22 protein-coding genes, 1 tRNA gene and 1 riboswitch are annotated in these 21305 nt (G+C 36.1%); of the genes, 9 read left to right on the top strand and 14 right to left on the bottom strand.

The features are described 5' to 3' along the window. Positions 1–50: 50 nt before the first annotated feature. Both BK577_RS20340 and BK577_RS20345 read right to left on the bottom strand, forming a co-directional pair. Positions 51–182: a YjcZ family sporulation protein gene (locus tag BK577_RS20340; RefSeq protein WP_078434633.1), complete on the bottom strand. Its 132-nt coding sequence runs from the start codon at positions 180–182 to the stop codon at positions 51–53. A gap of 41 nt (positions 183–223) precedes the next feature. Next, entirely contained in the window at positions 224–328 is a 105-nt protein-coding gene (locus tag BK577_RS20345; protein ID WP_078434634.1) for a YjcZ family sporulation protein, read from the bottom strand. 265 nt (positions 329–593) lie between these two features. Here BK577_RS20345 and BK577_RS20350 point away from each other — a divergent pair, with 265 nt between their 5' ends. From BK577_RS20350 to BK577_RS20360, 3 genes are all read left to right on the top strand, one after another. After that, complete coding sequence (locus tag BK577_RS20350; protein WP_078434635.1) at positions 594–1166, top strand: copper resistance CopC family protein; 573 nt, start codon at positions 594–596, stop codon at positions 1164–1166. A gap of 3 nt (positions 1167–1169) precedes the next feature. Then, the gene (locus BK577_RS20355) at positions 1170–2252 is read left to right on the top strand and encodes a copper resistance D family protein (RefSeq protein ID WP_078434636.1); all 1083 of its coding nucleotides are present in this window, start codon (positions 1170–1172) and stop codon (positions 2250–2252) included. Positions 2253–2427: 175 nt separating this feature from the next. Next, positions 2428–2589, top strand: a complete 162-nt coding sequence (locus tag BK577_RS20360) for a DUF1540 domain-containing protein (protein ID WP_078434637.1) — start codon at positions 2428–2430, stop codon at positions 2587–2589. A 135-nt stretch (positions 2590–2724) separates the two neighbouring features. Here BK577_RS20360 and BK577_RS20365 read toward each other — a convergent pair whose 3' ends face one another. The 4 genes from BK577_RS20365 to proC form a co-directional block, all read right to left on the bottom strand. Then, complete coding sequence (locus BK577_RS20365) at positions 2725–3732, bottom strand: DUF3231 family protein (protein ID WP_078434638.1); 1008 nt, start codon at positions 3730–3732, stop codon at positions 2725–2727. Between the two features lie 126 nt (positions 3733–3858). Further along, positions 3859–5121, bottom strand: coding sequence for a glutamate-5-semialdehyde dehydrogenase (locus BK577_RS20370; protein ID WP_078434639.1), 1263 nt, complete (start codon positions 5119–5121; stop codon positions 3859–3861). A gap of 13 nt (positions 5122–5134) precedes the next feature. After that, entirely contained in the window at positions 5135–6265 is a 1131-nt protein-coding gene (gene proB, locus BK577_RS20375; protein WP_078434640.1) for a glutamate 5-kinase, read from the bottom strand. A 41-nt stretch (positions 6266–6306) separates the two neighbouring features. After that, the gene (proC, locus tag BK577_RS20380; protein WP_078434641.1) at positions 6307–7155 is read right to left on the bottom strand and encodes a pyrroline-5-carboxylate reductase; all 849 of its coding nucleotides are present in this window, start codon (positions 7153–7155) and stop codon (positions 6307–6309) included. Between the two features lie 482 nt (positions 7156–7637). Between proC and BK577_RS20385 the strand changes: the two genes are divergently transcribed. Together BK577_RS20385 and BK577_RS20390 are read left to right on the top strand one after the other, a co-directional pair. Continuing rightward, positions 7638–8396, top strand: coding sequence for a SurA N-terminal domain-containing protein (locus BK577_RS20385; RefSeq protein WP_078434642.1), 759 nt, complete (start codon positions 7638–7640; stop codon positions 8394–8396). Between the two features lie 114 nt (positions 8397–8510). Next, a tRNA-OTHER gene (locus BK577_RS20390) sits at positions 8511–8596 on the top strand. 1 nt (position 8597) lies between these two features. On the opposite strand, the gene BK577_RS20395 is transcribed toward BK577_RS20390, so the two are convergent. The 6 genes from BK577_RS20395 to BK577_RS20420 form a co-directional block, all read right to left on the bottom strand. Further along, positions 8598–9632 carry an ABC transporter substrate-binding protein gene (locus BK577_RS20395; protein WP_180321230.1) on the bottom strand — a complete coding sequence of 345 codons (1035 nt, stop codon included), beginning with the start codon at positions 9630–9632 and terminating at the stop codon, positions 8598–8600. Continuing rightward, positions 9614–10366: an ABC transporter permease gene (locus BK577_RS20400; protein ID WP_078434644.1), complete on the bottom strand. Its 753-nt coding sequence runs from the start codon at positions 10364–10366 to the stop codon at positions 9614–9616. Before BK577_RS20400 ends, BK577_RS20395 begins: the two co-directional genes overlap by 19 nt. Then, a complete protein-coding gene (locus BK577_RS20405; RefSeq protein ID WP_078434645.1) occupies positions 10363–11133 on the bottom strand; it encodes an ABC transporter ATP-binding protein in 771 nt (256 codons plus the stop codon). The genes BK577_RS20400 and BK577_RS20405 overlap by 4 nt, the downstream gene beginning before the upstream one ends. Next, the gene (gene tenA, locus BK577_RS20410) at positions 11126–11800 is read right to left on the bottom strand and encodes a thiaminase II (protein WP_078434646.1); all 675 of its coding nucleotides are present in this window, start codon (positions 11798–11800) and stop codon (positions 11126–11128) included. Before tenA ends, BK577_RS20405 begins: the two co-directional genes overlap by 8 nt. Continuing rightward, positions 11790–13094, bottom strand: coding sequence for an acetylornithine deacetylase (locus BK577_RS20415; protein ID WP_078434647.1), 1305 nt, complete (start codon positions 13092–13094; stop codon positions 11790–11792). Before BK577_RS20415 ends, tenA begins: the two co-directional genes overlap by 11 nt. A gap of 281 nt (positions 13095–13375) precedes the next feature. Beyond that, a riboswitch (TPP riboswitch) is annotated at positions 13376–13477 on the bottom strand. Positions 13478–13547: 70 nt separating this feature from the next. After that, the gene (locus BK577_RS20420; protein WP_078434648.1) at positions 13548–14516 is read right to left on the bottom strand and encodes a bile acid:sodium symporter family protein; all 969 of its coding nucleotides are present in this window, start codon (positions 14514–14516) and stop codon (positions 13548–13550) included. Between the two features lie 205 nt (positions 14517–14721). On the opposite strand from BK577_RS20420, the gene BK577_RS20425 reads away from it, so the two are divergent. Together BK577_RS20425 and BK577_RS20430 are read left to right on the top strand one after the other, a co-directional pair. Further along, positions 14722–15567 carry a hypothetical protein gene (locus BK577_RS20425; protein ID WP_078434649.1) on the top strand — a complete coding sequence of 282 codons (846 nt, stop codon included), beginning with the start codon at positions 14722–14724 and terminating at the stop codon, positions 15565–15567. A gap of 36 nt (positions 15568–15603) precedes the next feature. Further along, entirely contained in the window at positions 15604–16449 is an 846-nt protein-coding gene (locus tag BK577_RS20430) for a VanW family protein (protein ID WP_078435336.1), read from the top strand. 50 nt (positions 16450–16499) lie between these two features. On the opposite strand, the gene xylB is transcribed toward BK577_RS20430, so the two are convergent. Further along, the gene (xylB, locus tag BK577_RS20435; RefSeq protein WP_078434650.1) at positions 16500–17999 is read right to left on the bottom strand and encodes a xylulokinase; all 1500 of its coding nucleotides are present in this window, start codon (positions 17997–17999) and stop codon (positions 16500–16502) included. 221 nt (positions 18000–18220) lie between these two features. Here xylB and BK577_RS20440 point away from each other — a divergent pair, with 221 nt between their 5' ends. Further along, a complete protein-coding gene (locus tag BK577_RS20440; protein WP_078434651.1) occupies positions 18221–19378 on the top strand; it encodes an ROK family transcriptional regulator in 1158 nt (385 codons plus the stop codon). A 334-nt stretch (positions 19379–19712) separates the two neighbouring features. On the opposite strand, the gene BK577_RS20450 is transcribed toward BK577_RS20440, so the two are convergent. Continuing rightward, positions 19713–20918 (bottom strand): alanyl-tRNA editing protein, encoded by a 1206-nt coding sequence (locus BK577_RS20450; RefSeq protein WP_078434652.1) that lies wholly within the window; start codon positions 20916–20918, stop codon positions 19713–19715. A gap of 90 nt (positions 20919–21008) precedes the next feature. Here BK577_RS20450 and BK577_RS20455 point away from each other — a divergent pair, with 90 nt between their 5' ends. Then, positions 21009–21260 (top strand): alpha/beta-type small acid-soluble spore protein, encoded by a 252-nt coding sequence (locus tag BK577_RS20455; protein ID WP_078434653.1) that lies wholly within the window; start codon positions 21009–21011, stop codon positions 21258–21260. Positions 21261–21305: the final 45 nt, after the last annotated feature.

Here is a 21305-nt window from a genome sequence, read left to right on the forward strand (position 1 = left end):
TAAAGCAGAAAAAGGACCTGAGAAATCAGGTCCTCTTCACTTGGTTCATCTTATAACCAAGCAGCACCAACGATAATCAATAGAATGAACAATACAACGATTAACGCGAATCCTCTACCATATCCATATCCTCCACCATATCCGTAACCACATTGACCATGACCATAACCATATCCGTACATAAAAATTCCTCCTTTATATAATAATTGAAATCAGCAGCAAACTAATATACAACGTAAGCAGAGCCCACAATAATTAGCAGGATGAATAACACAACGATCAAAGCAAAGCCACCACCGTAGCCATAACCTGGAGTTGCACCACTCATTTACAACACCTCCCTTTCGTTGTACTAATACACTATGTATATAGGTACTTGTCTGTAAGGGCGGATGCACAGTTCCTATAAAAAATTTTTTTATTTCAATGAGCATTAAGGATCAACACATTTTGTTTGCTAATTTGTTAGAAATCGTTTATGAATAAAGAAGGAATTCAATGTTAAACTGTATAGTATAAAAGTGTTAAAAGCCGATAGTTCACGTAAAACACTTTTCTAACAAGCCTATTTCTTATATGTAAAGGATGATTTGATGAAAAAAATAGTATTTCTTATTAGCTTTCTATGGATGCTTCCATTCATGGTCTCTGCCCATACAACAGTATCAAATTCCACCCCTGCGGAAGGTCAAGTAATTACAGAAGAATTATCAAGCATGAAAGTTGAATTTGCCGGTGAAATTGAAAAACAAAGTACACTTAACTTAAAGCAAAATGATACAGAAATTCCTTTAGATTCCGTTACAGTTAATGAAAAAGAGATTATTGGTACAGTTACTGCACCATTAAAAAATGGAAACTACGTCTTAACATGGAAAATAGCCGCAAAGGACGGACATGCAATGACAGGAGATATCCCATTTACTGTGGAAATTCCTGAGACAAAAAAAACTGAAACTGAAGACACAGAAGATACAGAGAGTGAAGCACCAGAACCCGAGGAATCAACAGAACAAAGTGATGAAGATATTCTTGAAGAACCCCAATATAACGGGACAAGCTCAAACGAAGATTCGAATACTTCAACATTTGCAACAGTTTCGGTCATTGTCCTGATTGTCTTATTAATTGGTGGAATATGGGTTATTTTTCGCAAAAAGAGGTAAAGTATGAATCAACTAATTCCAATTACAGAGTATGCTACATATATGCTCTTTTCTTATATAGTCGGGTATATCTTCTTACAATTTATACCTCAATTTAGCAAACCTGTTATTCAAGTAACAAAACAGAGTCTATTATTAAGTGTATTAGGTATTATTGTGTTAACTTTTTTACCTGTTGTTCAGGTAATTACTTTCTTTTCTGAGGATGGGTTATTTAGTTTAACTGCCTATTCTATATTAACTGAGTTTCAAGTTGGCATTGCCTGGCTCTACGGAAGCTTTTTCGCGGTTTTATTATGGATGACAATTTATGTAGAAGGTCCAAAGTATTTGCAGGCATTTTTTATCCTTGTCATGATTATTTCAGTTGGTTATGCAAGTCATGCTTCAACACTTGATGCTTTACCAGGCTTACTTTCACATTCCATCCATTTTTTAACGATCACCATATGGTTTGGTATACTTCTTCATGTTGGTTGGTTAGCAAAAGAGATAAATAATTTGCATGCATTTCTTCGATGGTTTACACCTTTATCGATCGTATTGATTGTCATTTTAACGATATCTGGGATCAGCCTCATGCTTTTTGTGGTTGAACCACGCGATTATACAAACTCATGGGTTCTGACATATGGACAGATGCTTTTACTTAAGCATATAAGTATTATTCCTATCCTTGTCTTTGGATTAATAAACGGATTTTTATCTCGAAAAACAAAGCATGATGAGAATTTCAATCCAATTAAATGGATACAAGCAGAAACATTTATCCTTATGATTGTTTTTTTTATTACAGGAGTATTAGGGACACTACCTCCTCCGCATCAAGTGAATGCAACATTTTTACAGGAGGGCCCTGCAAATTGGGTTGAGCCTATATTAGGGCTAAATATTCAAGCACCATTTAACGTGCAACTTAATATAGGTTTACAATCGATTGTTCTACTAATAATTGCTGTGTTATTTATCATGATGATGATTGTTAGTTTTTTCAAAAAAATTTCACCTATGTTTGCTTTAAGCTTTGGTATCGCCTTTATCATTGCTACCTACCTGGGTTTAATGTTTTCGATTGTTATTAACTAACAATCATCCATATAGGAATAGGGACAATTCCTAATTATCATTTTACAAAAGTTGACCAGTTCTTTAAGTAATATTAATTTTCTGAAAATATAAGCAGATAATATTAAAACACCTCTAATCATTGAATAAGAAAGCATTAGTTTGCTTATCCTAACAATGAAGGAGGTGTTTTAATATGGCACAAGACGTATTATGTGAAGTTAGTAGCTGCGTCCATAACATTAACAACGAGAACAAATGTGGTGCAACTCAAATTTATGTAGTGAATCATAAAGAAAAGAACGCTTCCACAAGCAGTGACACAGACTGTAAAACATTTGAACCTTCTGACATGTAATGCTATTAGAAGAGGCGACCGATTAGGGGTTGTCTCTTTCTTTTATAGTATTGAAAATAATTATCATTATTATTCATGTTATAACAATAAAATAAAAGCAGCTGATATTTTTTTCAGTCGCTTTTTATCATTAAATTATTCTTTTTTAATTATTTGATCACGATCATCTGTTTGTGGAGGCTCTTCAAGCCAGCTATGATTAATCATAATATTTGCGCCATCTTCTGCGTAAAGGGCAATTTCAGGTACTAAAGAGGCATACCTTAGAGCAAGATCTCTCCTAGGACTGCCTGACATAGAGGCACCATAATTTCCAATTCCTGCTGCAATCATGGCTGAAATATGAAACATCATAATCTTATCAGAAAATACAGGAACCGTCGAATCTGTAAGTGCTGTATCCCACGTCATTGGGGCAGGCAAATCCTCTTTCTTTAAGATATCACTAAAAAGATCTATATGTTTTTGAGCAATTCGCTTACCTCTTAAAAAATACTCTTTCACTTCTTTCCTTTTAGCAGTTTGTGCAAACCCCATAATTAACGTTTTCCCGATTGCATTTGTTTGAATATTATTAAATAGCATTGTAATTTCATGTGCTGTTAATGGCCTTTTATCCCCCATAAATCCTGCTAAGAAATGTTGTTTCCCCACAAAATCAACTTTATCAGGTACAGAGATATATGGAGGTCTTATATATGTCCCTTGCTTTAACATTATATCCCTTGTTAAATCTTGTAGTCCAACAGCTGTTTTAAGTACACTCTTAAAAAACGATACAACATCAGATCTAGTTGAAAATCCAATTGCCCCACTTGCCGCTGCCATCCCTAATATGGACATATTTCTCAAATATATAAGTGAAAAAGTATCAGAAAATAAACGAGGAGCATCCTTATTAACATCCTCTTTTGTAAAACCAAGCGGTATTGGGAACTTCTCTTTTTGAAATAATTCTCTTAGAAAAGCAAGATTTTTTTTCGAACCATCGAGTGTGAATTCCAAAACAGGACGAACCTCTTCATCTTCTACTTTTTGTAAAAAATGACTCACAACACATACAGAGGCTGTATCATTTATATATTGAGTCCATAACACCGACATTTCAGCAGCCGTTAATTGAATGTTTGTTTTTTTCTCCATTACGTACACCTGCTTTTTTTATATGTGTTATAAGTTTTCACCACCTTTATAAAATTATGTATTTTATAGAAATTCTTAGATAAAAAAAGCAGGACCCACCGTAAACGGGTAAGTCCTGATCATTTATTATCTGGTTTGACCATTTCCTGACATAAGAAATTTTACTGTCGTTAACGCAGGTAATCCCATTGGACCACGTGCATGTAACTTTTGTGTAGAAATTCCAATTTCTGCACCAAATCCAAGTGCACCACCATCCGTAAAACGAGTCGAGGCATTATGGTACAGAGCGGATGCGTCCACTAAATTCATAAAGATTTTAGCAGTATCTCTATTTTCAGTTACGATTGCTTCTGAATGCTTCGTACCATATCTTTCAATATGATCTATCGCTTCTTCCACACTCTCTACTGTTTTTATCGCAAGATCCAAGCTTAAATACTCATTAGCCCAATCTTCTTCATTGGCTAGCATAGCATCCGGAAAATAGGATAATGCTGTTTCATCACCATGAACTGTAATACCCTCTTCATTCAATGTGTTAATTAATTGTTCTTTGTTTTTATCAAGCCACTCTTTATGAATAATAGCTGTTTCTAATGCGTTACATACAGCTGGTCGGTCTGTTTTTGCATTAACAAGAATATTTAATGCTTTCTCAACTTCTGCTTCTACATCAATATATAAATGACAGTTTCCAACGCCTGTTTCAAGGACAGGAACAGTCGCATTGTTTACAACGGCATTGATGAGAGAGCCGCCACCACGTGGAATTAACACATCAATATGTTCCTTCATTGTAAACAACTGTTGTGTTGCTTCACGATCCGTACTCGCAATAAATTGAACTGCATCTTTTGGGATTTTTGTTGTGTTTAATGCTTCATGCATAACCTCTACAATTGCTTTGTTTGATGATAAAGCAGAAGATCCGCCTTTTAATAGAATGGCATTTCCTGATTTAAGTGCGAGTCCTGTTGCATCAACTGTCACATTTGGACGTGCTTCATAAATCATACCTATAACACCTAAAGGCACTGTCACCTTTTCAACCAATAATCCATTATCTAAAGTCCAATTTGATAATATCTTTCCTGTCGGATCCTCAAGTTTTGCTACTTGTCGTAATCCCTCTGCAAAATCAAAGATCCTCTCCTTTGATAAAGCAAGACGATCCATGTAAGCTGCATCATAGCCTTTTTCTTTCCCTAATTGTAGATCACGCTCATTTGCATGAAGAATGCGCCGCGTATTTTTCTCCAGGGTATCAGCTATAATATGCAATGCTTCATTTTTTTCTTCTGTCGATAATAAGCTTATTTTTTTTGCTGCTTTTTTCGCTGCTATTGCTTGTGCTTCAACTGATGTATGTTTTTCAATGACAGACATCCAATTCCTCCTTTTAAACTCCTACAGGTAATGATAATTCAAGCTCACAGACTAAATCATCAAAATGAACAACTTCTTGCCTTTGAATATCCCCATCTGTTATGCTCTTCATGTTTTCTAATTCCTCTGTCGAATAATTAACAACCCCTAGGCCAACTCTCTCACCCTCATGATCCAGGATTCGAATGACTGCACCTTTTTCAAATTGACCGTTTACTTGCTCAATATCTGATGAATAAATACTATGTTTATGATCAGCAATGGACATTTTGACATTTTGATTAATGACAACTTCTCCTTCCGGACCAGAATGGAAGGCAATCCATTGTTTCTTTCTATTTAAGTTAACAGTCTCATTTGTGACTTCAAAATATGTGCCCTTCGCATCGCCTCGGACTGCTTCAGTAAGAATATTAGCAATGCTTGCTTTCCCAAGAAAGGTAGAAATACCTGATGCCATTGCTATTTTGACTGCATCGATTTTTGATCTCATTCCACCTGTACCAACATTACTACCGGAATCACCAGCCCCCTCTTCGATTTCAGGGGTAATTTCATATACCTTTTCAAGTAATTTTGCTTGCTCGTTTTTACGTGGATCCGAATCATATAATCCTTCGATATCAGAAAGAATAATTAGTTGATCTGATTCAATTAAACCAGCTACTTTTGCAGACAATGTATCATTGTCGCCAAATTTCAATCGATCGACTGTCACTGTATCATTTTCGTTAACAATTGGGATAATCCCTCTTTCCAGCAGTACATTTAACGTATTTCTTACATTGTTATAGCGGGTTTCATCTGAAAAATCACTGCGGGTTATTAATATTTGAGAAGCCACATATCCGTGTGACAAGAATATTTCCGAGTACGCTTCAATTAATAAACCTTGACCAATAGAAGCTGCTGCCTGTTTTTCAGGTAAAGATGTCGGACGATTAATACACCCTAATTTTCGGTAGCCAGCTGCTACAGCTCCAGATGATACAAAAACTATTTCATGTCCTTCATCTTTTAATAATGCAATTTCATCTGCTAATTTCTCTAGTTTCCGTCGACTAATTTCACCGTGTCGACTTGTTAAGGAACTGCTTCCAACCTTTATTACAACCCGTTTTTTCTCATTTTCAAGGGTCGCCATTATATCACTCCTGAATCTTTTTTATCTCTATATTTAATCTATTATTTAGAATTGACTAAAAGACTTTCTTGGATTTGCTCACTTATTTCTTTTGAACGTATTGCAGCATGCTCAACAGCTTTGGCAATTGCCTTGCCTCCGCCATTCTCATCAAGTGCTTTTAGACCTGCTGCTGTCGTACCGTTTGGTGAAGTTACCTTTTCTCTTAAGATGGTTGGTGTTTCACCTTGTGCTTGAACCATATTTGCAGCACCTTTAATAGTTTGAGCAATGATTTTCCTCGTTGTCTCCACATCAAATCCAGCCTTTGCACCTTGCTGCTCCATATGCTCCATTAAATAGTAAAAATATGCGGGTCCGCTTCCTGCAAGACCTGTAAAGACATCCATATCCATTTCATCGATTGTGTAGACTTCACCGATGCATTCTAATAATGTTTTAGTTAAAATGACATTGTTTTCTGATGTTTCATGACCTGGGGATATGGCAGTAGCTGATTCACCGATAGCACTTGATGTGTTCGGCATGACTCGGACTACCTGCTGGCCAATATGAAGGTTTTGTTCAAGATATGTTGTTGTAATTCCAGCTAGTACTGATAATATGAGTTGGTTTGATTTGATATGTTGCTTGATTCCACTTAATGCCTGCTCAACATCTTTTGGCTTCATTGCCAGAATAATGACATCTATTTGGTCAAACTGTAAGTCTTCTAATTTACAACTGTTAATACCATAAATAGCTTCTAAAGCAGCTAATCGTTCTACATTTGAGCGGTTTGTGGCAACAATCTGATGTGTTGGAAATTTTTCTGATTTTACAAATCCCGATATCATTGCCTCTGCCATAGAACCTGCGCCTATAAACGCAACTGTTTTATCGTGTAGCATCTCATCTCTCCAATTTCGTTCGTATTTTTGTTCGTATTTTTGCTCACGTTTTAATACTAACACGATGATTTTCATAATCAAGGTGTTCAAGTAATGTTGTGAGTATTTCTTCCAATTAGTTAGTGTAAGCGTTACCATTTATCCGTATATTCTTTTAAAAGCGTCTCAGACGTCTCTAAGGCTTCTCATCCCCTTATATCAAGATTTGGTTTTTTAAATTTTCATACAATTGTCTAGTTGCCGGGTTGTTTGGATACATTGTTTTGTACTTTTTAAGAAGTTTTTAATCAGGACTTGTTTTTTCTTATTTTTTCATTAATTAAACCAATTTGGGTTCTTACTCCGATAACTTTAACCACTTAAAAACTACTATCTTCTATTAAATAATTTGAAAACCTTTCATTTTTTCGTTAACTATTATACAATTCCTAGTATGTACCTATGTCTTGAATGTTTCGTAGGATTGAAAGGAGTTTTTCAAGTTGAAAAAAATTTTACTAGCACTATTTGTTGGAATACTTTCTTTATCACTTGCTGCTTGCAACAATGATGAAGATAAAGCAAAAGAAAAGGAAAAGGAAACAGAAGAAAAAGCTACCGGAGAAGAAGAAGCAGCTGTTGATCCTGAGGAGATGCAAAAAAAGCTTGATGCACAAAAGGTAGAAGAAGATACAGTTGTTGCGATTGTAAACGGCAAAGAAATTAAAGGTAATGAATACAACGACGCTTTAAGTATGTCACAAATGCAATTTACTAGTATGGGACAAGACCCGACAACTGAAGAACTAGCAACACAATTGAAAGACTATACACTTGAAAGCCTTGTAGGACAAACTCTTATTATGCAGGAAATTGAAAAAAAGGGCTACGAAGCGAAAGAAGAAGATATTAATAAACAGTTGGATACCTTAAAGGCTAATTATGAAAATGATGATGCCTTTAATGAAGCATTAAAGGCAAATAACCTTACTTTAGATGAACTTAAGTCTCAAATTGCAGACACAGTAAAATATGATCAATATGTCAAGAATGACTTAAAGGTAGAAGAAGTGTCTGATAAAGAAGTAAAAGAATATTATGACAAAATGACAAGTTCTGGTGAAGAATCAGCAGAAACTCCAAAGTACGAAGATGTTAAGGATACATTAAAAACTAACCTTGAAGGTCAGAAAACACAAGAAAAACTTGCAGCAAAAGTAGAGGAGCTTCGTGAAACGGCGAAGATTGAGTTAAAATTATAAACAATGAATCAAAAACGGTTGTTCAAATTGAACAACCGTTTTTGATTTGCTATGTTAATTTTGATCACACTATTCACTTGTATAAAATGAGCTTAAATGTACACACTATCACTAGGACTTGTAGCTCAATGTGTAGAGCGGTCAACAGTTACACCGTTAACTTGTTGTACATTTTGTGGGTTCAAATCCCACCAAGTCCTTCTATTCCTCACCTGCGATATTCACAAAGATATCCTCTACAATAGGTTCTTTTTCGATTAATCCTGCATCCTTCAACCATTTAATTGTCTCTTCCCATTGTTGTTGATCCTGACTACCAAATCCTTCTTCTGATTTCATCAGAGGCAATAAGATATCTAAGCTCTGAACTTCAACATCTTTTACCAGCGGAAAGTTCGAATCATCTTGGTTTTTTAATAATATCTGTAAGGCTTCATCTGGATTTTCTGCAGTAAATTCATATCCTTTCGTTGCAGCTCTCCAAAAAGCCTCGATTGATTCCTGCTCTTTTTCCCATGTTTGATCACTTGTTACCGCTACGAGCTCATAGTAGTTTGGCACTCCATACTCGGTGGGATTGATGTTACGAGTTTCATGACCCTCATGAGCCAGCACTGGTACCTCATGATTAATATATGCACCAATGACCGCATCTACTTTCTTACTGACAATAGAAGAGCCCAGCTCAAATCCGACATCAATCATTTCAACTTTTTCAGGGTTTCCTCCATCTGCTTTTACCATTGAATTTATTAGAGATTCATTTAGAGGGATTCCCGGAAATCCCACAGTTTTCCCTTCTAAATCCTTCGGAGATTGTATCTTGCTATCCTCCAAAAAAATGACACGATTTAAAGGTGATCGAACGATTGCACCTATTGATTTTATCTTAACATCTTGATTTGCTCGAGCAATGATCACATCTGGTTGATAGGAAATTCCTAAAGTGATTTTTCCTGCAGCAGCTAAATTAATAGGGTCTGTAGGATTTGCCGGGAATTGAATATCTACATTCAGTCCTTCTTCTTCAAAGTAACCCTTTTCTTTTGCAATGTATAAAAAGCTATGAACAGCATTCGGATACCAATCAAGCATAATACTAACATCCTTTAATTCTTCTTTCCCTGCTTCTCCACCTGTATCAGTTGTACTAGTTGTGTTAGAACATGCTGATAAAATAACTAAACATAAACCTATGAACCATACGAAAGCTTTTTTCAATCTGTTTTCCTCCATTTAAGCATATTTTTTTCTATTAATGTTACGATAAGGAATAATCCAATTCCTACTAATGATAGAATGACAATTGGAGCAAAAACACCAGCTCCATCAAATTGAGTCATCATTCTTCTACTAAAATAGCCTAAACCCGCTTGAGCTCCAATCCATTCACCAATAGCAGCACCTATAACACTTAATGTAACAGCAACCTTTAACCCTGATAAAAAATACGGCACACACCCGGGAATCTGAAGCTTAAAGAAAATATCTTTTTTACTCGCTCCCATTGTCAATAGCATTTCTTTATATTCCTTGCTTGTTGCTTTAAGTCCATCATATGTATTTACCGTTATAGGAAAAAACGTAATAAGAATAGTCACAACAACTTTACTCCAAATCGAGTAACCAAACCAAAGAACAAATATCGGGGCAAGTGCAATAATTGGTATGGTTTGAGATGAAATAATCAAAGGATATAACGTTTTTTCAACCGTACTACTTACACTCATCCAAATTGCCATACCTACCCCAAAGAAAATCGATAAACTTAACCCTACGATGATAATTAGAAAGGTAGCAGGTAAATGCTCTAAAAATAATGGTTCTTTTAGGTCCCAAATTTTCACAATTACATCTGTTGGAGTAGGAAGGATAAAACCCATATCCAGCAATTCTGCACCTATTTCCCAGATGACTAATAGCAGGATGATTAGACAAAATGATGCACCATATTTATGTATCAATTTCATAGTTTCTGCCTCGTTCGCAACTCATCCAATAGTTCATCTTTTAATTGGAGAATCTCTGGGTGATTCAAGTCTTTTATATTTCTTGGTCGAAGTAACGGAATCTTTATTTCTTTTAATTTCGTTGTAGGTGATTCAGAAAACACAAAAATACGATCTGATAAAAATAATGCCTCATTCACATCATGAGTAATAAACAAAATCGTTTCGTTCCGCTTTTGCCATTGAGCTAATAACCATTCCTGTAATGATAATTTTGTAATCGCATCTAATGCACTGAAAGGCTCATCAAGTAATAGAATGTTAGAGCCGCTTAATATTGTTCTTAAAAAGGATACACGTTGCCTCATTCCCCCTGATAAATCACTTGGAAAATGATTTTCCACTCCTTTAAGACCAAACTCATCTAATAGCATGATCACTTTTTTATATGCCTCCCGCTTTTTCAAGCCTTTAATCTCAAGTGGGAGTGCTGCATTTTCTACAATTGTCCGCCAAGGTAAGAGTAAGTCTTGTTGAGGCATGTATCCTACCTGTCCCAGTCTATTGATAACAAGCTGATTCCGCAGGAAAATCTCACCTTCACTTGGTTGTTCCAATCCTGTGATTAATTTAAATAATGTACTTTTTCCAGATCCGCTTGGCCCAAGAAAACTGATAAATTCTCCCTCATATAGTTCCAAATTCAGGTTTTTAAGAATCGGCTTTTGTAAGGCATCTTTTTCGTAATGAAAACTAATATTATTAAATTGGAGTATTTTATTAGCCATTATTTGGCCACATCTCTTCATGATAAGCCATATCCCAAAACATATATTCAAAGCGAGTAGTATTCAGAAAGATTTCTTCTAATTTACGTAACTCGGCTTCTGGTTTCCCTTTTGCATGCTCATCCATTAAATCAATGCACCAAGTGGCAAGCTGACCAAACTCAGCTGATGCATACATTGTAATCCATTCACCGTAGAATTCATGGTCACACGCGTCCTTCTTTTTTGCCAAATCCTTGCCTATCTCCCAATAGCTCCACATGCATGGAAGCAAAGCAGCAACTAACTCAGCAAGTGTTCCGTTTTGACTTACATGTAACATATAATGCGTATAGGCAAGAGTTGTTGGAGAAGGTTTTGCTTCTTCTAGTTCTTGAGTTGTGATCCCGAATTTTTTCGCATATTGTCTATGAAGTTCCATCTCTTCACTTAATGTAGAATGCAACAATTCAGCAAAGCGTGCCATTGTCTTCACATCTGTTGCTTTAACTGCACCTAATGCAAATACCTTCGCATATTCAATTAAGTACAAATAATCCTGAATCATATAAAATCGGAACTTTTCTTTTGAAAGTGTTCCATCTCCCATTCCTTGAACAAAAGGATGAGCATGATTTTGTTCCCAGATAGGCTTCACTTTATCATAAAGTCTTTGACTAAATTTCATTTAAGACATTCTCCTTCTCTTTTTTATCTGTATGACTCCACTCATAAATAAACATTAAAATCGATTTTGTGAATTTAACTAATTCATCTATAGACAATTGTTCGTTTACAGAATGGGCATGATGCAATTTTCCCGGTCCATATATAACTGTCGGGATTCCTGCCTCTGCCAACCATCCCCCATCTGTTACAGTTGGAGAAACATCTACATTTGCTGATTTTTGTAAGACTGACTCATGTGTGGAAACTAATAGCTTTACAGCAGGATGGGCTGGATCTACTTCTAATGAGGGAAAAATCTCTCCATAATCAACAATCATTGATTTGCCACCCCATACAAAGTGTGGTGGATGATCTCTAAGCCACGGATCAGACTTTGCAACATGCAGAATATGCTCTTCAATTTCCTGAATAATCTTTTGATGTGATTCGTTCGGATAATAGTGAACCGTGATCCATAAACGACATTCATCAGCTATAAACGCAGCATTTCGTCCACCTTCAATTACTGCCGGATTAATCGTATTTGTGCCAGGTAAAAAACCAGGATAGCTTTTTGTCACAGCCCAATGACGTTCAAGCTCCTGAAGTCCTTGAATAATCTTTGTCATTTTTTCAATTGCACTTGCTCCAAAAAGATTTCCACCTGCATGGATCATTTGACGTCTTGTTGCATCATGATAAGTTTGTGAGCTTTTGACTGTAATCCATCCAGTAATAACTCCACCTTGACCTTGAATATGTAAATCACTTGTATCAACAACAACAGCGAAATCAGCTGTATATCCTCTATTGCAACATTCTAAAGTCCCAGCCTCTCCTACTTCTTCTCCAATGACAGATTGAAAAATCAGATCACCGGGAAGTTCAATACCTTGCTCATGTAATAATTGAATAGCAAACAATGCTCCAGCCAATCCACCTTTCATGTCTGCCGCACCGCGACCAACAATCACCCCATCTTTTACAATTGGAATAAAGGGGTTCGTTTCCCATTGCTCATCTTCATGCACCTCTGCTACATCAATATGTCCATTAATAATTAAGCTTTTATAAGAAGCAGACTGAGTGCCTTTCTTAATACCAACAACGTTTGGATCATTTGGATATACATCCCACATATCAATAGAAAAACCTTTTTGCTTTAAAAAATCCGCAATGAACAGCTGTGCTTCCTCTGTATTTCGAGCCGGCGGTGCCGGGGTTTTAAATTCAATTAGCTTTTGAACGAAAGAAACCAACTCGTCTTTACGGTCATGAACACTTTCAACTAATTGTGTAATCGATTTTGTCATGCTACCTCTCCTCCCTTTTTCCAAAGAACAAAAGCGCAAGCGCCTTGATCAGCCTCGGGCAAATAAGACGCAAAGGAATAGAAGACGTTCTTTGTCTTCAATTCCTTTGTGGCTAGACCCTAGAGGGCTAGGCGCTGGAGCTGGATGTCGCGCACTTATCAACAGTTCAAGAATTTTATAATTTCCTAGACGATAAAAAACCACTTCTACTCGAGAAGTGGTTTGAATGGCATAAAATAATGGTAAAACCTATAGCATCAAGTCTATAAATCTACCAAATATGTACTCAAACACCTCTTCCCTCCGCTAGTATTATCTAGATCAGGTAATAAGGGTCAAGGCTTTTGCCTCTCTCAGCTTTAACAGCTCCCCTAGTGGTGAATCTATTGATATAAAATTAGTTGATTCTCATTATTTTTAACATAATCTTTCCTTTTTGGCAATGTTATATTGTTATGGAGTAGCTGAAAAATGATCTTTTACAGCTTGTTTTTGATCTAATATGTGAAACAAAAAACCAAATAAGGAGGCTAATATTTGTTGGAATAACATCCCCAGTACAACGGGTACCGCAACAGCTGCCGGAAAATACTGAACAGCAATGACTGCACCGGCACTAATGTTGCGCATACCGCCTGTAAACAACATCACAACCTGTGTCTCCCTGTCTCTTTTAAGGAAAATTCCTAATCCCCATGCAATAACATACCCTAAGCATGCCAGAAAAAACACCGTTAACGCGATTAACATTAATTTAACACTAAATTCTTTTATATAAGGAGAGATAACAGCTCCGTTAATCATAACGACAGTGGCAAGAGCAAGCTTTGAAAACGGTGCTAATGTTTTGCCAGCCTTTACACTTTTCCCTTTCGTAAGATGATTTGTCAACATACCTAGAAGCGAAGGAATAACAACCATAAAGAATAATCCATACATAATATCCATGACATTAATTTGTACATTTTGACCAACAAAAAGAGATAGTGTAAATGGCACTAAAAAAGGTGACAGCATGGTATCAAATAAAATAATGGATAAAGCAAGTCCAATATTCCCTTTATAAATTGTTACCCATATAAAGCTTGTAATTCCTGTTGGAATGACAGAAGCTAAGACAAAACCGGTAATTGTTAAATGATCATTCGGATAAAAACTTTGGCCGACTAACCAAGCAATTAAAGGCATAATTAAATGCAATAACAAAATAATCACAAATAATGGCAGGGGTTTTTTAATGACTCCTTTAAGTGATGAAAAATTTGACCCGAGACTGCCTGATAACGTCATAAAGGCAAATAACCATGGAATGAGAAATGTTAAAGCTAACAGCTTATCTGCCAGTAACACACCTGTTACTACACTGATTGGTGTAATGATAGGCATCCACTTTTCAAGCTGTCGATTTATTTTATTTAGCATAATGCATTCTCCTATTTGGAAAAAATCATGATGAAAACTATGTCTATGCAATTGTACCAGAAAGTAGAGGTCTTTTGTGTTTTCAAATGAATATGATCTACAAAATGTAAAAAGTTTCTATATTTTTCCTTCTTTAAATTGCGATGATTTACGAAATTTTACACAAAATAACCGTAATGAATGCTTGCAATGGAGTTGAAGGAAATTGAAAAAAACCTTAGTTATCTGCTTATTTCTTTTATCCCTAACTTATAAACATACATATGGAATAACAGGGGATAAGGCATCTGTTCATCCCATTAGCTTTGAACCTGAACTACCTAATTGGGAAGAAGTGAAGAAAGTAATACCCCGTCAATCTACGTTCACAGTAATTGATGTGGATACTGGAAAGAAATTTGATGTTCAAAGAAGAGCTGGAAGCGGTCACGCCGATGTACAACCTTTAACAAAAGAAGATACTGTTATTATGAAAGCAATTTATAACGGCAATTGGAGCTGGCGGCGACGTGCGGTTCTTATTCAAGTCAAAGACCGTCTTATTCCTGCTTCAATGCATGGAATGCCACATGGAGCTGGAGCACTCCAAAATGGTTTTCCCGGGCATTTTTGCATCCACTTTTCAGAAAGTAAAACACATCGAACAGGTAAACTGGATTTGTCACATCACATTATGATCTTAAAGGCTGCAGGGAAATTTGATGAATATATCACAACACTGACACCTGAACAATCATTAGAAGTATTTCTGTTAACTGTTAAAAACAATGATAAAGAATTAAGTAAGAAAATGGTCTTATCCAATCATAGAAATCTAAATCAATCATTTGTATTTTTAAATGATATAGAAGGAATGCAATGGACAGTAAAAGAGACAAGCCAAGATGCTCCACTCTCTCTATCCGAAAAAGTCTCTGCTGATATGAAAATTTACTTAAAGACTATAGGTCCAGTGAAAGTGAAACAAACCTTTACCTTAGTGAGAATTTCCCCGTTTTCTTCATGGAAGGTTATAGTTGATCCTTTCTTGGAAAAAATACCGAAATCCTAGATCCGGGAAGAAATCGGAGGTTGAATTTATTTGTATATGTTACTTGCACTATTCATGCTGATCGCACAACCTGTAGAAGTATCAGATAATCTGTCGATCACTTATGAAGGAAAAGAAATCAAATCATTGCATCGTTCTGAAGTTGCTCTTTCTCCTTTTCATTATGATTTTATTGATGAATCTAAATTTATTGAGTTAACTGATTCATTAGAATCCAACGTATTCAGAGAACCAGTAAACGCGTCTCTAGATCATCATGGACGACTAATTAGTGAAAAAACGGGGCTGAAATTAAATCGTGAATTGTGGAAGAAAACATTTTATACACGCTATTTTTCCGAAGGTCCTGCAACAATTGAATTACCAACAGAAACACTTTATCCTAAGGTAGATGGTGAGCTCCTTTCTTCTATTAAGGAAAAGATGGTTGGTCAATATATCACTTTTTTTAATAGCAGAAATGGAGAACGAACTCATAATATTAAATTAGCGTCAGATGCTATAAATAATTATGTTATCTTTCCCGGAGAGATTTTCTCGTTTAATGCAGTAGTAGGTAAAAGAACAGTCGAAAAAGGATACTTACCAGCTCCAGTAATAGTTAGAGGAGAATTATCCGAAGGGATTGGCGGGGGAATTTGTCAAGTATCATCAACCCTTTTTAATGCAGTAGATAAAGCAGGTGTCAAGATTCTCGAGCGATACTCTCATAGTCGGAAAGTTCCATACGTACCTCCAAACCGGGACGCGACTGTTAGTTGGTATGGCCCTGATTTCACATTTAAGAACGAATATAATCAACCTTTACTTGTCCGTTCCAAGGTAATTGGTGGACAGCTTATTGTCACTATTTTTTCTTCTGATACGATTCAAATTAATTAAAGAAAAAGGATCAGGTCTCCCCTCTACCATGAGCTCCTGATCCTTATGTTTTACTTTCTAAAGGCTTTCAGCCCTTCATTTAGTGATTTTGTCTGGTTGTAAACTTCTTTATATAGAGTAAAAAGTTCTTTATATTTTTCCACATTCTCTGGAATTGGTTCATATGTTTTCTCAGGCTGAATGAAGATATCAGCAATTCCTTGTAATGATTCAGCCCAACCTGCTCCATATGCCGCAAGAATGGCAGCACCTATACCCGGTCCTTGCTCACTTTTTAACTTGATAATTTTAGCGTTGAAAACATCTGCTTGAATTTGCAGCCATGTATCATTTTTTGCTCCCCCGCCTATTGAAATTACACTTCCTATTTCTTTTCCACTTTCACGGAAAATATTTATTGACTCATTAAGTGAAAATGTAATTCCCTCTATAACAGCACGAGCAAAATCCTTTTTCTTATGTGATCCTTCCATTCCAATAAAGCTGGCCCGTATCGTAGGATCGGCATGAGGAGTTCTTTCACCTACCAAGTATGGAGTAAACAGCAAACCATTTGATCCGACTGGTACATCTCCAATCCCGTCTAACAATGCTTCAAATGATTCATTCTCAGCAAATACATCCTTAAACCAGCTTAAACTATATCCAGCTGCGAGTGTAACCCCCATGGTATAGAAGGCATTTTCTTTTCCATGATTAAAATAATGAACTTTTCCTGAAAAGTCACGATCATTACGTTCTTCGTATGATAGTACAACACCTGATGTACCTACACTACAAAGGGTATTACCTTCCGATAAAATACCGGAACCAATTGCTCCACATGCATTATCAGCACCACCTGCAAATACCTTTGTTTCTGTTGAAAGACCGGTTTGTCGGGCATATTCCTCTGTAATTTGACCCACACATTCATGTGATTCAACCAATGGAGGACAAAAATCAATATTCAGTTCGAATAAATCACAAATATCTTGACTCCATGTCTTCTCTCCGACATTTAACAATAATGTGCCTGCCGCATCTGAATATTCACTATGTACCTTTCCAGTCATACGAAAACGAAGATAATCCTTCGGTAGCATAAATAAAGCTGCTTTTTCAAAAATTTGAGGTTCATGCTCTTTAACCCATAAAATTTTAGGTAGTGTAAAACCTTCCAATGCCGGATTTTTTGTTATGTCTAGTAAGCGCTCAGTACCGACAACCTCATAAATTCTTTGACATTGATCAGTTGTTCTTACATCATTCCAAAGGATAGCATTTCTTAAAACTTGATTGTTGTTATCAAGAAGAACTAGTCCATGCATTTGTCCTGAAAAACTAATCCCTTCAATATCGGCCACATTACCTTTGAAGTTTTGAACAAGTTCGGCAAGTCCTTCTCTTGTTTTTTCAACCCATTGCTCGGGCTCCTGCTCACTGTAACCTGACTTTTCATGAATCAAAGGATAGGATTTTGAAACTTCTTGTGCGATTGTTCCTTGCTGATCCATTAATATCACTTTTACTGCACTTGTACCTAAATCGACCCCAATTACATATTTCATATTGTCTCCCCCATTGTTTCTTATTTATCAAAATAAATATATACTTCTTATCAACGGTATAAATCTAGCGTAAGTAAACCCTTACAATACTGATCTGTTGACATTTCTACTACTCCAAAAACTAGTTAAAATTATATCATTGGGAGCAAAGTTTGTCTATCCATTAAACTAAGTTTGTACTATAATAAAAAGTAGAATAACATTGAAAATAGGTGAAGCATTTGAAGTCGATTACTTGGAATCAGCAAGTTGTAAAGAAAAATAATACATCGCTTGTTTTTCAAACGATTACCCAGCAGGAGCCCATTTCAAGAGCAGATATTGCCCAGCAATCTGGATTAAATAAAGCAACAGTCTCCTCACTTGTAAATGAGTTGTTAGAAAAAGAGTTAGTTTATGAATCTGGTCCAGGTGAATCTAGTGGTGGACGCAGGCCGGTTCTCCTTCACTACCATGCAACAGCTGGCTATTCAATTGGAATTGATCTAGGCGTTAATTATATTCTGGGTGTTGTCACTGACCTAAAAGGAAGTATTGTCATTGAACATCATGTGAAAGTGAAAAATACTGATTTTCTGGCAGTGAACGAACAGATTAGAAATATGATTATTTTTTTAATGAAAGATCTACCAAAAACACCTTATGGAGTTGTTGGGATCGGGATCGGGATACCAGGAATTGTCGATAAACAAGGAAACATCCTCCTTGCACCAAACCTTGGTTGGAAAAATTGCGAAATAAAATCATTATTAGAGGAAGAATTTCAGTTACCGGTTATCATTATGAATGAAGCCAATGCAGGAGCATATGGTGAAAAGCAATTTGGTGTTGGTCATGATTATAAAGATATTGTGTATGTAAGTGCAGGGATTGGAATTGGTGTTGGTTTAATTCTTAACAATGAATTATACCAGGGCCTTAATGGATTCTCTGGTGAGCTCGGTCATATGGTTATTGAAATAAATGGTATTCCTTGCAGATGTGGCAGTAGGGGCTGTTGGGAAACATACGCTTCTGAGCATGCACTCCTAAAACGAGCAGAATCAGATATTAGCCTAGAAGAATTAATTACCTCGGCAAAAGAAAAAGACGAAAAGGCTATATCACTTTTTAATGAAATTGGAACTTATCTCGGCTATGGAATTAATAACATTATCAATACTTTTAATCCAGAGCAAATCATTATTGGTAATCGATTAGCAATGGCCGAAGAGTGGATAAAACAGCCAGTTTTAGATATTGTTTACTCTCAATCACTCTTTTTCCAACAACAGGATTTACAGATTGATTTTTCAAAGCATTCTACCCACTCAGCTGCACTAGGTGTTGCAGCACTTACAACAGAGAGTTTTATCCATAGAGAATTACAGGAATTTTAAAGTTCTTGCTTCTCTGAAACGACTCCCTCTTAATAGTACAAAAAAATCCGGATTCCTATTGGAAACCGGATTGTTTGTTATAAAGGGTTTTGCCGCGATTGCCGCATCGTAAAATTATAGAGTTTTAAACCACCACTCCTACAAGTGGGTGTTCGCAGAAGGTTTCGTATCGTCCTCAACATAATGGAGGCATGATATTCCGACTTCAATGTAAAACTCCCTATTTCAGCTTAAAGGTTAAAACTTTATAAAGGATGCGTACAGCGCAGCTTGTATAGTTATAATACTAGAAATAATAGATGAATGCAATAGGATATTTTGACATTTTTTATGTTCATGTTGATTTTATCGTTTCGATTAGTAGCTTCATAAGCTCTTCTGTAGGTAGTACACTTTCTCCTCCTCCCTGGACAAAAGAAGGTCTTCCTCCTCCTTTTCCATGAATCAATGGTAATACTGCCTTTAACACTATGTTCAAATTAATGTCTACATCATCAGTACGTGCACAAACGATCAGAATTTTATCTTGTTGCTTACAAACAAGAGTAACGATAAGGTTAGATCGGGTTGTTACCAGTTCCTTCGCAAGATTTTGCATGTCATCGATTGGTCTGTCCTGAAAAACTGCTTTAACTAAAAATTGTTCAGATAAGGGTTCTGCTTTCAAAAAAAGCTCCTTTGCTTCAAATTGAATAGCCTTTGTTGTTAGTTCATCAACTTTGTCTTCTAAATGTTTTGTTGTTTGCAGAAATCTATCAACTGCCACATTTAATTGTTCCTGTGGAGCACTAAGTTGTGAGCTTAGTTTTTGAATGATTTCATGCTTCTTATTCAGTTGTTTCAGTACTCTATTACCACAAACAAAATGAACACGTACTAGCTTTTTCTGTTTTTCAATATGGAGAATCTTTAAAGCACTGATCTCACCTGTAGATTTCGGATGTGTACCACCACAGCCGTTATAATCAATTTCGGGAATGACTACAATGCGAATATTTTCAGAGACAGCCAGTTCTTTACGAAGAGTATATGTCAATAATTCTTCAGTATCCTTAATCCACTTCGTATGAATAGGGCGATTTTCCAAAATAAGTTGATTTGTTAACTCCTCAGCCTTCTGTATCTCTTCGGTTGTAAGAGTTTTAGTATCAAGATCAATTGTAGACAGTTCCTTTCCGAGGTGAAAACTTTTCGTTTTATACCCAAGCTGATCCTCAAAAACTGCTGTTAAAAGGTGTTGTCCTGCATGTTGCTGCATATGATCAAAACGGCGATTCCACTCAATATGACCAACAATAGCTTCCATTTCTGTTGAAGGTCCTTCAAGGTAGTGTCGCAACTCTCCTTCTACTTCTTCTACATCTATAACACTGTTTCCATTTATTGTTCCAGTGTCATGCGGCTGTCCCCCTCCAGTCGGATAGAAGGCTGTTTCCTTTAAAACAATATAATTTCTACCATTATCATCGATCCCTTTTTTCACTACTTCTGAGTTAAAAGACGTTTGGTAGGCATCGTCATAAAATAATTTTCTCGTCATATATTAACACTCACTTTAATAGAGATTTATTTTTACTATAGCATAGATTCAGCCTATACTAGAAAAACTATATACAAAGGGGGGAATGTGATGGCAAAGCGAAACAAGTTACTTGTCCCTGAGTCGAGAGAACAAGTAAATCAATTAAAGGCAAAAGCAGCAAACAGTAACACTGCAAATGAAGCAAAATTTGAGGCAGCAAAAGAGCTGGGAATTCCATTAAGTGATGGAAATAATGGGGATTTAACATCTAAACAAGCCGGCAAAATAGGCGGAAAGCTCGGGGGCAATATGGTTCGAGAAATGATAAAATTAGCAGAACAGCAGTTGAAGCAGAAATAAAGTAGAAAAAGGATGAAATGTTTTTAACACTTCATCCTTTTACAC

It is taken from the genome of Metabacillus halosaccharovorans (assembly GCF_002019635.1).
In the GTDB taxonomy this organism is placed as follows: domain Bacteria; phylum Bacillota; class Bacilli; order Bacillales; family Bacillaceae; genus Metabacillus; species Metabacillus halosaccharovorans.

Excerpts from the sequence above, each read along its gene's own strand:
- BK577_RS20340 (WP_078434633.1), bottom strand. The coding sequence starts at position 182 with ATGTACGGATATGGTTATGGTCATGGTCAATGTGGTTACGGATATGGT.
- BK577_RS20345 (WP_078434634.1), bottom strand. The coding sequence starts at position 328 with ATGAGTGGTGCAACTCCAGGTTATGGCTACGGTGGTGGCTTTGCTTTG.
- BK577_RS20350 (WP_078434635.1), top strand. The coding sequence starts at position 594 with ATGAAAAAAATAGTATTTCTTATTAGCTTTCTATGGATGCTTCCATTC.
- BK577_RS20355 (WP_078434636.1), top strand. The coding sequence starts at position 1,170 with ATGAATCAACTAATTCCAATTACAGAGTATGCTACATATATGCTCTTT.
- BK577_RS20360 (WP_078434637.1), top strand. The coding sequence starts at position 2,428 with ATGGCACAAGACGTATTATGTGAAGTTAGTAGCTGCGTCCATAACATT.
- BK577_RS20365 (WP_078434638.1), bottom strand. The coding sequence starts at position 3,732 with ATGGAGAAAAAAACAAACATTCAATTAACGGCTGCTGAAATGTCGGTG.
- BK577_RS20370 (WP_078434639.1), bottom strand. The coding sequence starts at position 5,121 with ATGTCTGTCATTGAAAAACATACATCAGTTGAAGCACAAGCAATAGCA.
- proB (WP_078434640.1), bottom strand. The coding sequence starts at position 6,265 with ATGGCGACCCTTGAAAATGAGAAAAAACGGGTTGTAATAAAGGTTGGA.
- proC (WP_078434641.1), bottom strand. The coding sequence starts at position 7,155 with ATGCTACACGATAAAACAGTTGCGTTTATAGGCGCAGGTTCTATGGCA.
- BK577_RS20395 (WP_180321230.1), bottom strand. The coding sequence starts at position 9,632 with ATGGAGGAAAACAGATTGAAAAAAGCTTTCGTATGGTTCATAGGTTTA.
- BK577_RS20400 (WP_078434644.1), bottom strand. The coding sequence starts at position 10,366 with ATGAAATTGATACATAAATATGGTGCATCATTTTGTCTAATCATCCTG.
- BK577_RS20405 (WP_078434645.1), bottom strand. The coding sequence starts at position 11,133 with ATGGCTAATAAAATACTCCAATTTAATAATATTAGTTTTCATTACGAA.
- tenA (WP_078434646.1), bottom strand. The coding sequence starts at position 11,800 with ATGAAATTTAGTCAAAGACTTTATGATAAAGTGAAGCCTATCTGGGAA.
- BK577_RS20415 (WP_078434647.1), bottom strand. The coding sequence starts at position 13,094 with ATGACAAAATCGATTACACAATTAGTTGAAAGTGTTCATGACCGTAAA.
- BK577_RS20420 (WP_078434648.1), bottom strand. The coding sequence starts at position 14,516 with ATGCTAAATAAAATAAATCGACAGCTTGAAAAGTGGATGCCTATCATT.
- BK577_RS20430 (WP_078435336.1), top strand. The coding sequence starts at position 15,604 with ATGTTACTTGCACTATTCATGCTGATCGCACAACCTGTAGAAGTATCA.
- xylB (WP_078434650.1), bottom strand. The coding sequence starts at position 17,999 with ATGAAATATGTAATTGGGGTCGATTTAGGTACAAGTGCAGTAAAAGTG.
- BK577_RS20450 (WP_078434652.1), bottom strand. The coding sequence starts at position 20,918 with ATGACGAGAAAATTATTTTATGACGATGCCTACCAAACGTCTTTTAAC.
- BK577_RS20455 (WP_078434653.1), top strand. The coding sequence starts at position 21,009 with ATGGCAAAGCGAAACAAGTTACTTGTCCCTGAGTCGAGAGAACAAGTA.